Genomic DNA, 12,928 nt, shown 5'->3' with positions numbered 1-12,928 from the left:
CGGTGGATGTGTCGAGCGTAGTCGAGGCCGGTCAGGCTGTGAGGATCTCGACGCCGGCAGCGGCCAGTTCGGCGATCAGGGTGTGATCTGCGCCACCACTCGTGACGAGCAGGTCGACCTGATCGAGCCGCGCCACCGCCCCGAGGCTGACCTGGCCGAGTTTCGAGGCATCCGCGACGACGACGATCCGCTCGGCCGCCGCGACCATGAGCTGTTTCACGTCGGCCTCCGGCAGGTTGATGTTCGTGACGCCACCGTCGACATCGACGCCGTTGCAGCCGAGGATGGCGATGTCGGCGTGGACCTGGTCGAGAACGGTCCGGGCGAGCGGGTGCACGAGTGAGTGCTGGAGCGGTCGCAGCGCCCCACCGGTCACGATCACGGTGAAGCGTGGGATCTCCGATTCGAGCTCGAGCGCGATGTGCAGGCCGTTCGTGATCACGACGACGTCCTCGAGATCGGTGCGCGCCTTCAGAGCCTGAGCGACGGCGAGTGTCGTCGAGCCCACGTCGAGCAGGATGCTCTGACCGGAGCTGACGAGCGAAGCGGCCAGTCGGCCGATGGCCTGCTTGGCCGAAGCGGATGCCTCGAGCGACTCCTCGACACTCGTCTCCCGGGCGCGGGCACCCCGCGGGACCGCCCCTCCGTGTACCCGACGGATGCCGTCACCCTCGTCGAGGGCGGCCAGGTCGGTGCGCACCGTCACCTCACTGACCGAAAATGCCTCGGCCAGCTCCGCAACGCGGACGAAGCCACGCCCGGCAATGAGTTCCGCCATTCGCTCGCGGCGGACCAGCGCGGGGACCGCTTCGCCGAGGTCGGCGGACTGCTTGAGGGACGGCATGGCCATATCTTCATTTACTTTCGTTTGCTTGTCAATGGCTCAACACATGCCTACAATCATTTACGTATTCGAAAGCCCCTCGCTCGGAAGGCTCCTCCACGATGTCTGCCATCACCTCACAGTCGGATGTCCTCGCCGACGGTCGCGAGATCATCTACTTCGACGACGCCGACAGCACTCTCGGCCCTGAGCGATCGGCAGACAGCCGCGAGCTGCCTGGCCGGCCGGTGACAGCATCCATGCGGCAGGATCCCCTCACAGGCGAGTGGATCTCGATCGCTTCCGCTCGCCAGAGCCGTGCCTTCCTGCCACCAGCTCACCTCGACCCGCTCGCTCCGCAAACCGCGACCAACCCGTCTGAGGTTCCGAGCAACTACGACGTCGCCGTCTTCGAGAATCGTTCGCCGTCGTTCGGTCCCCTGCTCGAGGATGACAACGCCCCTGGCGGACTCGACGATCTCGCCGAGGTCGGCATCGGCAGGACGCGCACATCGGTCGGACGCTGCGAAGTCGTCTGCTTCAGCCCCGAACACGAGGGGTCGTTCGGGTCGCTCAGCCGATCCCGCGCCCGTACCGTGATCGAAGCCTGGGCGTCACGCACCGCCGCGTTGTCTGTCCTTCCCGGCATCCAGCAGGTCTTCCCGTTCGAGAACCGCGGCGTGGAGATCGGCGTGACGCTGCTGCATCCGCACGGTCAGATCTACTCCTACCCCTTTGTCACGCCGCGAACACAACGGCTGCTGGCATCCGTCGACACCTACGGACCGACGCTGTTCGCCGACATCCTTGCCAGTGAGCAGGCCGGGGATCGTGTCGTCCTGCGTGGCGAGCACTGGACGGCGTTCGTGCCGTTCGCCGCGCGCTGGCCGGTGGAGGTGCACATGCTCCCCCACCGACACATCGCGGACTTCGCCGGCACCACCGACGACGAGCGCGACGAACTCGCCGTACTGTATCTGCGGCTCCTGCGCGGCGTCGATGCGCTCTACGACACCCAGACGCCGTACATCGCCGCCTGGCACCAGGCGCCCGTCGCCGTCGGGCGCGACGACATCCGTCTGATGTTGCAGCTCACGTCACCCCGTCGGGCAGCAGACAAACTGAAATACCTGGCCGGTTCCGAAGCGGCGATGGGCGCCTGGATCGGCGACATCCCTCCGGAGCAGACCGCAGAACGTGTGCGCGAGGCGATCGCCCGCGCCGAGAAGGAGAACCCCGTATGAGCGAGTTGAGCAGCAGGGCGCGAGCCGGTTTCACCGAGCGGTTCTCGCGTGAGCCCTCCGGCGTCTGGCGCGCACCCGGCCGGGTCAATCTCATCGGGGAGCACACCGACTACAACGACGGCTTCGTCTTCCCGTTCGCGATCGACCGTTCCACCGTCGTCGCCCTCGCGCCGCGGGATGACCGAACGATCCAGATCACGACGGCGTACACCGACGACATCGTCCGGATCGGTCTGGACGATGTGACACCGGCCGCGCTCTCGGGCTGGTCCGCCTACCCGCTCGGCGTGGTCTGGGCACTCGGCGAGTTCGGGGCCGACCTCGCGGCCGCCCGCGGTTTCGACGCCCACATCGACTCGGACGTCCCCATCGGAGCAGGACTGTCGTCATCGGCGGCGATCGAATGCGCGGTCTCCGTCGCGCTCACCGAGGTCTGGGACCTGGGATTCGACCGCGAGCGCCTCGCCCGGGTCGGGCAGCTCGCCGAGAACAAGGCCGTCGGGGCGCCCACGGGAATCATGGACCAGTCTGCGTCACTGCTCGGCCGTGCGGATGCCGCCGTGTTCCTCGATTGCCGCAGCCTTGACGCCGAGGTCATTCCGCTGGGCTTCGACGCTGCAGGGCTGGTGCTCCTCATCATCAACACCCGTGTCTCTCACGCCCACGCCACCGGTGGGTATGCCGACCGTCGGGCGTCGTGCGAACGCGGGGCACGAGAAATGGGTGTGTCCTCCCTGCGAGACCTCGATGTCGACGACCTCGACCGCGCCGCCCAGGTGCTCGACGAGGAGACGTTCCGCCGCGTGCGGCACATTCTCACCGAGAACCAGCGGGTGCTCGATACGGTGCGTACCCTGCGCCTGGAGGGGCCTGAGGCCATCGGAGACCTGCTCACCGCTTCCCACGTGTCGATGCGCGACGACTTCGAGATCTCGGTGCCTGAACTCGATGTGGCCGTCGAGGCCGCCGGCGCAGCCGGTGCTGTCGGCGCCAGGATGACCGGCGGAGGTTTCGGCGGGGCGGCTATCGCGCTCGTGCGTGCTTCCGAGCTTCCGGTCGTGGCAGACGCGGTCACGGCGGCGTTCGCCGCCCGGGGCTTCCGCGAACCGGAACTCTTCACGGTGACAGCAGCGGACGGCGCGTCGCGCCTCGATTAGCCGCGCCCACACCCTCACCAGGTGCCCAGGCCGGAGTCCGGCAGCCGGTGAGCGTGTCGACTGACAGCCCGAGCGCTCCTCGCGCGGTCAGCCGGGCTCGACTGCGGTCGCGGTCCCTCCAGTGAGCCGGACGAGCTGCTCGAACGTGGTCGGGAATACCGTGTGCGGATGCCCGGCAGCGGCCCAGACTTCCGGGTAGTCGGCGAGCGCCGTGTCGACGAAGGTGCGCACAGGAGCCGGGTGACCGATCGGGGCCACCCCACCGATCACCTGCCCCGTCGCCGACCGGACCGTGGCGGCATCCGCTCGCTTGAGTCGCCCGCCGAGCTGTTCACCCAGCCAGAGCGTGTCGACGCGGTGGGCGCCTGAGGTGAGAACGAGGACCGGCTCGCCGTCGAGCGTGAAGACGAGTGAGTTGGCGATGGCTCCGACCTCGACACCGAGCGCTTCAGCGGCGTGGACGGCCGTCGGCGTCGCATCATCGAACCAACGCACATCGCCGCCGATTCCGCCCGCCCGAAGTTCGGCGAGCACACGTTCGACGGTGGGATGGCTGGGCCGGTTGTCGGTCATGGCGAAATCCTACTGACCCGGTCGCCGCCCTGTACCCGTCGAGAACGCAGTAGTGGCTCGAAAACATAAGGTTTTCGAGCCACAACTGCGCTCTCTCCACGGACTACGGGTTCTGACGCTCCGCCGTGTCGACCACGTTGGTGAGCAACTGCACGCGTGTCATCGGACCGATCCCGCCCGGGTTGGGTGAGATCCACCCCGCGACGTCGGTAACGGCCGGGTCGACGTCTCCGACGACGCGGCTCTTGCCGGTCTCCGGATCTGTCTCACGGCTGACACCCACATCGAGCACGACGGCTCCCGGCTTCACGGCCGACGCCGTCACGATTCCGGGCACACCGGCTGCGGCGACGATGACATCGGCAGTGCGCAGCAGGTCGTCGAGGCCGACGGTCCCGGTGTGGGTGAGCGTCACTGTCGCGTTGAACTCGCGGCGGGTGAGCAGCGGACCGATCGCCCGGCCGACGGTGACCCCACGGCCGACGACCACAACGTGCTTGCCTGCGAGCTCGATGCCGTGCCGCTGCATCAGTTCGATCGCCCCACGGGGCGTGCACGGCAGTGGCGTGTGGATCGGCCGGTTCACATTGAGAACGAGCCGCCCGAGGTTGGTCGGGTGCAGTCCGTCTGCATCCTTCTCCGGGTCGACCCGCTCGAGGATCGCATCGGTGTCGATGTGTGCAGGCAGGGGCAGCTGCACGATGTATCCGGTGCAGGCCGGGTCGGCATTGAGCTCGTCGAGCACGACCTCGAGTTCCTCTTGCGTGATCGACTCGGGCAGATCGCGACGGATCGACTCGATCCCGACCTCAGCGCAGTCACGGTGCTTGCCTGCGACATACCACTGCGAGCCAGGATCCGAACCGACGAGCACGGTGCCGAGCCCGGGCACGACGCCCCGTTCGCGGAGAGCGGTGACGCGCTCCTTCAGCTCGGATTTGATGACGGATGCGACGGCTTTCCCGTCGAGGATCCGAGCGGTCACTGGGCGAGACCCGGGTACAGCGGGAACCGGTCGGTGAGCGCCTTCACCCGCGTGCGCAGGGAAGGAATGTCTGCACCGGGCTTGAGAGCGGTGGCGATGACGTCGGCGACCTCGGTGAATTCGGCATCGTCGAAACCACGGGTGGCGAGAGCAGGCGTTCCGATCCGAAGACCTGACGTGACCATCGGCGGGCGGGGGTCGAACGGAACCGAGTTGCGGTTCACGGTGATGCCGACCTCGTGGAGCGCGTCCTCGGCCTGCTGGCCGTTGATCTCGGAGTGACGCAGGTCCGCGAGCACGAGGTGCACATCGGTTCCGCCGGTGAGCACGTCGATGCCAGCGGCACGGGAGTCGTCAGCAGTGAGTCGCTCAGCGAGGATGTGTGCACCACGGAGGGTGCGCTCCTGGCGGTCAGTGAACTCCGGCTGGGCCGCGAGCAGGAACGCGGTCGCCTTCGCTGCGATGACGTGCATGAGCGGGCCCCCCTGCTGGCCGGGAAACACGTTGGAGTTGAGCTTCTTGGCGAGCTCCATGTCACGGCTGAGGATGATTCCCGAGCGCGGCCCGGCGAGGGTCTTGTGCACCGTCGACGACACGACGTCGGCGAACGGGATGGGCGACGGGTGCAGGCCGGCTGCGACGAGTCCGGCGAAGTGTGCCATGTCGACCCAGAGCTTCGCGCCGACCTCATCGGCGATGGCACGGAATGCGGCGAAGTCGAGCTGACGCGGGTACGCCGACCAGCCGGCGATGATGACCTGCGGACGGTGCTCGAGCGCCTTGTCGCGCACGACGTTCATGTCGACGAGGAACGTCTCGGGATCGACACCGTACGACACGGCGTTATAGAGCTTGCCGGAGAAGTTGAGCTTCATACCGTGGGTGAGGTGACCGCCATGGGCGAGCTCGAGACCGAGGATGGTGTCGCCAGGAGTGGCGATCGCCGAGAGCACGGCGGCGTTCGCGGTCGCTCCCGAGTGGGGCTGGACGTTCGCGTATGCGGCGCCGAAGAGGCTCTTGGCCCGTTCGATGGCGAGCGATTCGGCGATGTCGACATACTCGCATCCGCCGTAGTAGCGGCGACCGGGGTAGCCCTCTGCATACTTGTTGGTGAGCACGCTGCCCTGGGACTGCAGCACGGAGACGGGTACGAAGTTCTCGCTGGCGATCATCTCGAGGTAATCGCGCTGACGCCCGAGTTCCTGCTCGAGGACGGCGGCGATCTCCGGGTCGACCTCGGAGAGAGGCGCATTGAACGTTGAGGACAAAACTGGCTCCTTTAGACAGCGGCGGACAAATTCAAGGTAATCCGTATCAACCCAGGCGTTCGGCCGAATCCGTGTCAGTCGCTCCCCGATGGTGACCATCCGAGGCGGGAATCACTCCCCGCCTGCACGCCAGTTACGACAGTCCGATCATAGCAGCGGATGCGATCCGGCCCACCTCTCGGCTGTCGGCACCGCCGGCCGGACCGGCACACTTTTCCGGACGGTCAGGCACCTCACCGATGTCGAACGGTCGTGGTTCACGGGCGAAGATCACCCGATCAGCACACCGTCCGCGGAATCGGCGCCCGCGCGTGCTTGGATAGTGCCCACACCCCCCGATGACCCCACCAGAGGAGCGTCTGACCCATGAGCCCGGTACGCATCATCCCGCAACCGACCGATCTGCACGCGATCGCCAGCGAAACGCCGTTCACGCTGGTCGAGTCGTCGCGAATCCTCGCAACGGGAGCAGCAGCATCCGTCGGCGATCTTCTGGCCGGGATCCTGCGCCCCAGCACCGGCTACAGGCTTCCCGTGCAGGACCCCACCGATTCCGACCCGGCCGGGGCGGCTGACATCACACTGCATCTCGACCCGGCAGACGCCCCAGACCTCGGCGCGGAAGGCTATCGTCTGGTCTCCGCAGGAGACGGGGCAACCCTCACAGCCGCGACACCCGCCGGCCTGTTCTATGCGGTGCAGTCGCTCCGCCAGCTGTTCCCGGCTGCGATCGAGCGGCGATCGGTGCAGAGTGAAGCCTGGCAGGCCCCCGCCGCCGTCATCACCGACCGCCCGCGATTCACCTGGCGGGGCGCGATGCTCGACGTCGCGCGCCACTTCTTCGACCCGGATGCCGTCAAACACTTCATCGACGAGATCGTCCTGTTCAAGATCAACGTGCTCCACCTCCACCTCACCGATGACCAGGGCTGGCGCATCCCCATCACCGGTCGGCCGGAACTCACCGGCATCGGCGCCTCCACCGAAGTCGGAGGCGGGCCGGGAGGTTCGTACACCGAAGAGGAATACGCGGACATCGTCGCGTACGCCGCCGAGCGGTTCATCACCGTCGTTCCGGAGATCGACGTCCCTGGCCACACGAATGCCGCGCTCAGCGCATACGCGGACCTCAACGCAGATGACACCGCCCGCGAACCGTACACCGGCATCGACGTGGGGTTCTCCAGCCTCGACGTAGACAGCGCGTCCACCTGGCAGTTCCTCGACGAGATCTTCCGGTCTGTCGCTGCGCAGACGCCCGGCCCCTACCTGCACATCGGTGGAGACGAATCGCACACGACGCCGCCTGAACAATTCCCCGGTTTCATCGCGAGGGCAACGGCGCTCGTTGCGCGTCACGGCAAGATCCCGATCGCCTGGCATGAAGCCGGGCGCAGTCGGGATCTCGCGCCGGGAACGATCGGGCAATACTGGAGCTTCGTCGAACCGCAAGAGAATGCGGCCGAGCTGGCGACATCCTTCGTCGAGCAGGGTGGGTCGCTCATCCTCTCCCCCGCCGACGTCGCCTACCTCGACATCACCTACGACGAATCGACGCCGATCGGCCAGGCCTGGGCCGGCGGACCGACCTCGGTCCGCGACGCTTACGAGTGGGAACCGGGTGCCATTCTCGCCGGAGTGACGGATGACGCGATCCTCGGGGTCGAGGCGCCGTTGTGGACCGAGACCGTAGCCACGCCGGCAGACATCGACTTTCTGACATTCCCCCGGCTGGCCGCGATCGCCGAGATCGCCTGGTCGGTCGCGCCGCCAGCGCAGGGGCGCGACTGGGAGCACTTCTCCGGCCGCCTCGATTCCTGGTACCCGCGCTTCAGCGCCCTGGGAATCAGCGCCTTCGATCCGTCTGGCGTTTCGTCGTCAACTCTGGAATGATCGATAGTGATTGGAAAACATGCATTTCAATCACTATCGATCAAACTGCGGCGCTGAGCCGACAATGGCAGGAGTTTCCATGACGACATCCCCCGGCGCCTGGATGAGAGAAGAGCTCGGCAGCCAGCCCGAAGTCTGGAGCCGCGCAGTCGAGCTCACGGCCGAACGCGCCTTGCTGCCCGCGGTCGGCCAGCGCATCGCCGTCGTCGGGTGTGGAACGTCGTGGTTCATGGCCCAGTCGTACGCCGCCCTGCGTGAGGGCGCCGGGCAGGGCGAGACCGATGCCTTCGCGGCATCAGAAGCGTTCCTCGATCGTGACTACGACGCGGTCATCGCGATCACCCGCTCCGGCACCACCTCCGAGGTGCTCGAACTGGTCGACGGCCTCCGCGGGCGGATCAGGACCATCGGCATCGTCGGGGACGTCTCCAGCCCGCTCGTCGACCTCGCCGACGACATCATCGGACTCCCGTTCGCCGACGAAAAGAGCGTCGTGCAGACGCGCTTCGCCACCACGGCACTCACCCTCCTGCGTGCGTCGACCGGAGCGGATGTCACCGATTCGATCCGCGACGCCGAGCGGGCGTTGGGCGAAGACCTCTCCCCCGAACTGATCGACGCTGAGCAGGTCACCTTCCTCGGGCGGGACTGGACCGTCGGCATCGCCCATGAAGCCGCCCTGAAGATGCGCGAATCCTGCCAGGCGTGGACCGAGTCATACCCGGCCATGGAATACAGGCACGGACCGCTCGCCATCGCCGCACCCGGTCGGGCCGTCTGGATGTTCGGCGACGCCCCGTCCGGCCTCGACGCCGACATCGCCGTCACCGGCGCCAGGTTCGAGAACTCCGACCTCGATCCACTGGCCGACCTCGTACGGGCGCACCGGGTCGCGCTCGAACGTTCGCTGGCCGCCGGACTCAACCCGGATCTTCCCCGCAACCTCACCCGGTCTGTCATCCTCGACGCATGACCACTGCTTCTCTTCTCGGTGAAGGTTCCGCCGTCCTCGCCTTCGACGTCGGCGGAACAGACACCAAAGCCGGCCTGATCGACGAGCACGGCGTGCTGCGCGAGGTCGTGCGGGTTCCGACGCCGTACAGCACCGATGGCAGCGGCGACGCGGTCGTTGCGCAGCTGACCGTCCTGGCCAGGGGCTTCGCTGATCGGTTCCCCGACATCCAGCCGGAGGCCGCAGGGCTCATCGTCCCCGGTCTCGTCGACGACGAGGCCGGAGTGGGCAGGTACGCCGAGAACCTCGGCTGGCGTGACGTGCCGTTCCGCGACCAGGCGAGCGCGGCGCTCGGCGTTCCCGTCGCGTTCACCCACGACGTGCGTGCGGCCGGAACGGCGGAGTACAGGCTCGGAGCCGCCGGGAACTACGCCGATGTCCTGGTCGTCGTGATCGGAACCGGCATCGCGAGCGCCATCTTTCTCGACGGTATGCCGTACTCGGCACACGGCTACGCCGGTGAGATCGGCCATGCGGTCATCGAACCCGGTGGGAACGCGTGCGCGTGCGGCGGCAACGGATGCCTCGAATCGATCGGTTCCGCCGGCGCCATCACCCGGCTCTACAACCGCGATGCTGCCGCGCAGGTCAACGGAGCCCGGGAGGTTCTCGACCGGGCTCGCGCCGGAGACGTTCTCGCGGCATCCGTCTGGAAGGACGCGACCGATGCCATCGGACTCGCCCTGGCCCAGTCCGTCGCCCTGCTCGCCCCTGAGGCGATCGTGCTCGGCGGCGGCCTTGCCCAGGCCGGCGCAGCACTCTTCGAACCGGTCGAAGAACGGATGAACTCCCTGCTCACGTTCCACCGTCGACCTGTTCTTCTCCTCGCCTCGGTCGGAGAGAATGCCGGGCTCGTCGGTGCGGCGATCGGCGCTCGCGAGCGCCTCGCCGGGGTGCGCTCATGATCCTCACCGTCACCGCCAACCCGGCGCTCGACAGCACCGTCACCCTCGACGAGCTCGACCTCGGCGAGACCCACCGGGTCGCCCCCGCTGTGACCCGTGCCGGCGGCAAAGGCATCAACGTCGCCAGGGTGCTCGCTCAGCGCGGCTTCGCCACCGTGGCCGTCGCTCCCGTGGGCGAAGACGACCTCGCCGAATTCGAACGGGACCTGGGCGATATCCCCTCCGTGCTCCTTCCCGTGCCCGGTCCTCTCCGCCGGTCGATGGCGATCGTCGAGACCTCTGCCGGGCGCACCACCGTGCTCAACGAGACCGGCCGCATCGCGCCGGAGGGAACCTGGTCGCTGGTGCTGGATGCCGTACGGTCCCGTCTCTCAGACATCCGCTGCCTCGTCGTCTCGGGGAGCATCCCTCCTGGAGCACCGGATTCGATCGTCGCCGACCTCGTCGCGCTCGCTCACACCGCGGGGGTGCCGACGATTGCAGACGCATCCGGGTCACACCTGCTGACCGCCGCTGCCGCCGGGGCCGGTCTGCTGAAACCCAACCGTCGGGAACTCGCCGAGGCCACGGGCGAGGCGGACCCGCTGGCCGGTGCCCGCGCGCTCCAGGCGGCGGGAGCAGGACTCATCCTCGTCTCACTCGGAGAGGACGGCATGATGGCCGTCCCCAGAGACGGCACCGTCTGGCGGGCCACGCTCGACGCCGTGCTGCCGGGGAACCCCACGGGTGCAGGGGATGCCGCCGTCGCCGGCGCAGCATCAGTGATCGGCGCCGGTGTCGGCGACGTCCGTGCCATTCTCTCCCGAGCCGCCGCATGGGGTGCCGCCGCCGTGCTCGAACCGCAGGCGGGGAGCATCCACCCCGACTGCGACGCCCTCGAACGTCGACTCACCCTGACAACCCGCTCCAGCTGACGAGGTCCCAACCATGCCACTCACCCCCACACGCACCCTCGTCGCCCGCGCGGCGGCCGATCACACCGGGGTCGGCGCGTTCAACGTGATCTCCCTCGAGACCGCTGAGGGCCTCGTCTCGGCGGCCGAGCGCTCCGGTCGGGGCGTGATCCTGCAGATTTCGGAGAACTGCATCGCGTACCACGGCGGGCTTGAGCCGATCGCGGCCGCCACCCTCGCGATCGCAGCCGCTTCGACGGCCGACGTCGCCGTGCACCTCGACCACGCAACCGATGAGACGCTCGCCATCCGGGCCATCGATCAGGGCTTCGGTTCGGTGATGTTCGACGGCGCGCACCTCGAGTACTCCGACAACGTCGCCGCCACCCGGCGCGTCGTCGCGGCAGCACACGCGACCGGCGTCTTCGTCGAGGCTGAGCTCGGAACCATCGGGGGCAAGGACGGCGCGCACGCACCCGGAGTGCGCACCGACCCCGCAGAAGCCGCCGCGTTCGCCGCTGAAACGGGCGTCGACGCCCTGGCGGTTGCGGTCGGCTCGTCACACGCCATGTCGAACCGAGACGCGTCTCTCGACATCGACCTCATCGCCCGGATCGCCGAAGCCGTGCCCGCACCCCTCGTGCTGCACGGATCGAGCGGTGTCCCGGACGACCAGATCGTGCTCGCTATCGCCGCAGGGATGACCAAGATCAACGTCTCCACCCACCTCAACGGTTTCTTCACCCGCGCGGTCCGCGACGCCCTCGACGCCGACCCCGCCCTCGTCGACTCCCGGCGATACCTCGCCGCGGGGCGAACCGCTCTGAGCGCCGAAGCGGAGCGCCTGCTCACCTTGTTCGCGACGCGTCCAGCCGGATGAATCGCGCCGACCGCCTGTTCGCGCCGCTCAGCGCCGCTGCCTGCATCGACGCCGGCATCGACGCAGCGCAGGTCGACGCGTTCACAGCCACGGGTATCACCGTTATCGTTGCCCCGTGACCACAGCTTCCGCAGCACCGTTCATCGTGCACTCCGCCACCCTCATCGCCGACGGTACCGTTTCGACAGACGGCTGGGTCGCCGTCTCCGACGGGATCATCTCCGAGGTCGGCATCGGCACCGGCTGGCATTCCCGTTTTCCCGACGCCACCCCTACCGTCGTCGACGCCGGTGGAGCGTACCTCAGCCCCGGTTTCATCGACATCCACTGCCACGGCGGAGGCGGGCGTTCGTTCGGTGACGACGTCGACGGCATCCGGACCGCCCTCGCTGTCCATCGCGCAGCAGGCACCACCCGGTCGGTGCTCTCCCTCGTCACGGCGCCGGTCGACGAGCTGATCACCCAGCTCGGCGTCATCGCCGACCTCGCCGCCGCCGACGCCACGATCCTCGGCTCGCACCTCGAGGGGCCGTTCCTCGACCCGGGCCACAAGGGAGCGCACGACCCCGCCCTGCTCCGAGCGCCGGACTCCGACACGGTCGCCCGGCTTATCGATGCTGCTCGCGGCACGCTCAGGCAGGTCACCCTGGCGCCTGAGCTGCCCGGCGGGCTCGACGCCATCCGTCAGCTCGCCGACGCGGGCGTCACGGCGGCCATCGGACACACCGACGCCGACGTCGACCAGGCGCGGCACGCTTTCGACGCGGGAGCTGGCATCCTCACCCATGCGTTCAACGCGATGAACGGCCTGCATCACCGCGCCCCCGGCCCGGTCGCGGCGGCCACGTCGAGTGAGTCGGTCGTGCTCGAACTCATCAACGACGGCGTCCACGTGCACCCCGAAGTGGTCCGCATCGCTTTCGCGGCAGCTCCGGGGCGAATCGCGCTCGTGACGGATGCCATGGCCGCTGCGGGATCCGACGACGGCGTCTACCGGTTGGGGACGCTCGACGTCACCGTGACCGACGGGGTCGCGAGGCTCAGCGACGGGAGCTCGATCGCCGGCTCGACACTCACCCTCGACGCGGCGCTCCGGCGCGCAGTGACCGAGGTGGGAATCAGCCTGGCCGACGCGGTCTCCGCCCTGACGGCGACTCCCGCCCGGGCGATCGGGCGCGGAGCGGACCTCGGCCGGATCGCCGCAGGATACGCGGCCGACCTCGTGCTCCTCGACGCAGACCTGTCGGTCACCGCGGTCTGGGCAGCAGGCGAACGCCTGCGCTGACCCCGGGGCC

Annotated in this window: 13 protein-coding genes and 1 riboswitch; of the genes, 9 read left to right on the top strand and 4 right to left on the bottom strand. The window is 68.2% G+C overall.

Annotation, left to right across the window (positions count from 1 at the left end):
- Positions 1-31: 31 nt before the first annotated feature.
- Positions 32-844, bottom strand: a complete 813-nt coding sequence (locus IWX78_RS10410) for a DeoR/GlpR family DNA-binding transcription regulator (protein WP_196833463.1) — start codon at positions 842-844, stop codon at positions 32-34.
- A gap of 101 nt (positions 845-945) precedes the next feature.
- Here IWX78_RS10410 and galT point away from each other — a divergent pair, with 101 nt between their 5' ends.
- Positions 946-2,067 carry a galactose-1-phosphate uridylyltransferase gene (gene galT, locus IWX78_RS10405; RefSeq protein ID WP_196833462.1) on the top strand — a complete coding sequence of 374 codons (1,122 nt, stop codon included), beginning with the start codon at positions 946-948 and terminating at the stop codon, positions 2,065-2,067.
- Complete coding sequence (gene galK, locus IWX78_RS10400; protein ID WP_196833461.1) at positions 2,064-3,224, top strand: galactokinase; 1,161 nt, start codon at positions 2,064-2,066, stop codon at positions 3,222-3,224. Before galT ends, galK begins: the two co-directional genes overlap by 4 nt.
- Before the next feature lie 87 nt (positions 3,225-3,311).
- On the opposite strand, the gene IWX78_RS10395 is transcribed toward galK, so the two are convergent.
- From IWX78_RS10395 to glyA, 3 genes are all read right to left on the bottom strand, one after another.
- Positions 3,312-3,797 carry a YbaK/EbsC family protein gene (locus IWX78_RS10395; protein ID WP_196833460.1) on the bottom strand — a complete coding sequence of 162 codons (486 nt, stop codon included), beginning with the start codon at positions 3,795-3,797 and terminating at the stop codon, positions 3,312-3,314.
- A 103-nt stretch (positions 3,798-3,900) separates the two neighbouring features.
- Positions 3,901-4,782, bottom strand: a complete 882-nt coding sequence (locus tag IWX78_RS10390) for a bifunctional methylenetetrahydrofolate dehydrogenase/methenyltetrahydrofolate cyclohydrolase (protein ID WP_196833459.1) — start codon at positions 4,780-4,782, stop codon at positions 3,901-3,903.
- A complete protein-coding gene (gene glyA / locus IWX78_RS10385; protein WP_334684682.1) occupies positions 4,779-6,050 on the bottom strand; it encodes a serine hydroxymethyltransferase in 1,272 nt (423 codons plus the stop codon). Before glyA ends, IWX78_RS10390 begins: the two co-directional genes overlap by 4 nt.
- A gap of 42 nt (positions 6,051-6,092) precedes the next feature.
- Positions 6,093-6,197, bottom strand: a riboswitch (ZMP/ZTP riboswitch).
- A gap of 219 nt (positions 6,198-6,416) precedes the next feature.
- Between glyA and IWX78_RS10380 the strand changes: the two genes are divergently transcribed.
- The 7 genes from IWX78_RS10380 (at position 6,417) to nagA (ending at position 12,918) form a co-directional block, all read left to right on the top strand.
- Complete coding sequence (locus IWX78_RS10380; RefSeq protein ID WP_196833457.1) at positions 6,417-7,943, top strand: beta-N-acetylhexosaminidase; 1,527 nt, start codon at positions 6,417-6,419, stop codon at positions 7,941-7,943.
- 79 nt (positions 7,944-8,022) lie between these two features.
- Positions 8,023-8,916 carry an SIS domain-containing protein gene (locus IWX78_RS10375; protein WP_196833456.1) on the top strand — a complete coding sequence of 298 codons (894 nt, stop codon included), beginning with the start codon at positions 8,023-8,025 and terminating at the stop codon, positions 8,914-8,916.
- Positions 8,913-9,860 carry an ROK family protein gene (locus tag IWX78_RS10370; RefSeq protein ID WP_196833455.1) on the top strand — a complete coding sequence of 316 codons (948 nt, stop codon included), beginning with the start codon at positions 8,913-8,915 and terminating at the stop codon, positions 9,858-9,860. The genes IWX78_RS10375 and IWX78_RS10370 overlap by 4 nt, the downstream gene beginning before the upstream one ends.
- On the top strand, positions 9,857-10,774 hold the full coding sequence (locus tag IWX78_RS10365) for a 1-phosphofructokinase family hexose kinase (RefSeq protein ID WP_196833454.1): 918 nt from the start codon (positions 9,857-9,859) through the stop codon (positions 10,772-10,774). Before IWX78_RS10370 ends, IWX78_RS10365 begins: the two co-directional genes overlap by 4 nt.
- Before the next feature lie 13 nt (positions 10,775-10,787).
- Positions 10,788-11,633, top strand: coding sequence for a class II fructose-bisphosphate aldolase (locus IWX78_RS10360; RefSeq protein ID WP_196833453.1), 846 nt, complete (start codon positions 10,788-10,790; stop codon positions 11,631-11,633).
- The gene (locus IWX78_RS16380; protein WP_334684681.1) at positions 11,630-11,752 is read left to right on the top strand and encodes a hypothetical protein; all 123 of its coding nucleotides are present in this window, start codon (positions 11,630-11,632) and stop codon (positions 11,750-11,752) included. Before IWX78_RS10360 ends, IWX78_RS16380 begins: the two co-directional genes overlap by 4 nt.
- Positions 11,749-12,918: an N-acetylglucosamine-6-phosphate deacetylase gene (gene nagA, locus IWX78_RS10355; RefSeq protein ID WP_334684680.1), complete on the top strand. Its 1,170-nt coding sequence runs from the start codon at positions 11,749-11,751 to the stop codon at positions 12,916-12,918. Before IWX78_RS16380 ends, nagA begins: the two co-directional genes overlap by 4 nt.
- The last annotated feature ends 10 nt before the right edge of the window (positions 12,919-12,928 follow it).

It is taken from the genome of Mycetocola sp. CAN_C7, assembly GCF_015752285.1.
Taxonomy (GTDB): Bacteria; Actinomycetota; Actinomycetes; order Actinomycetales; family Microbacteriaceae; genus Mycetocola_A.
The sequence above is the reverse complement of the archived record's forward strand: the minus strand, read 5'-3'. Positions and strand labels throughout refer to the sequence as shown.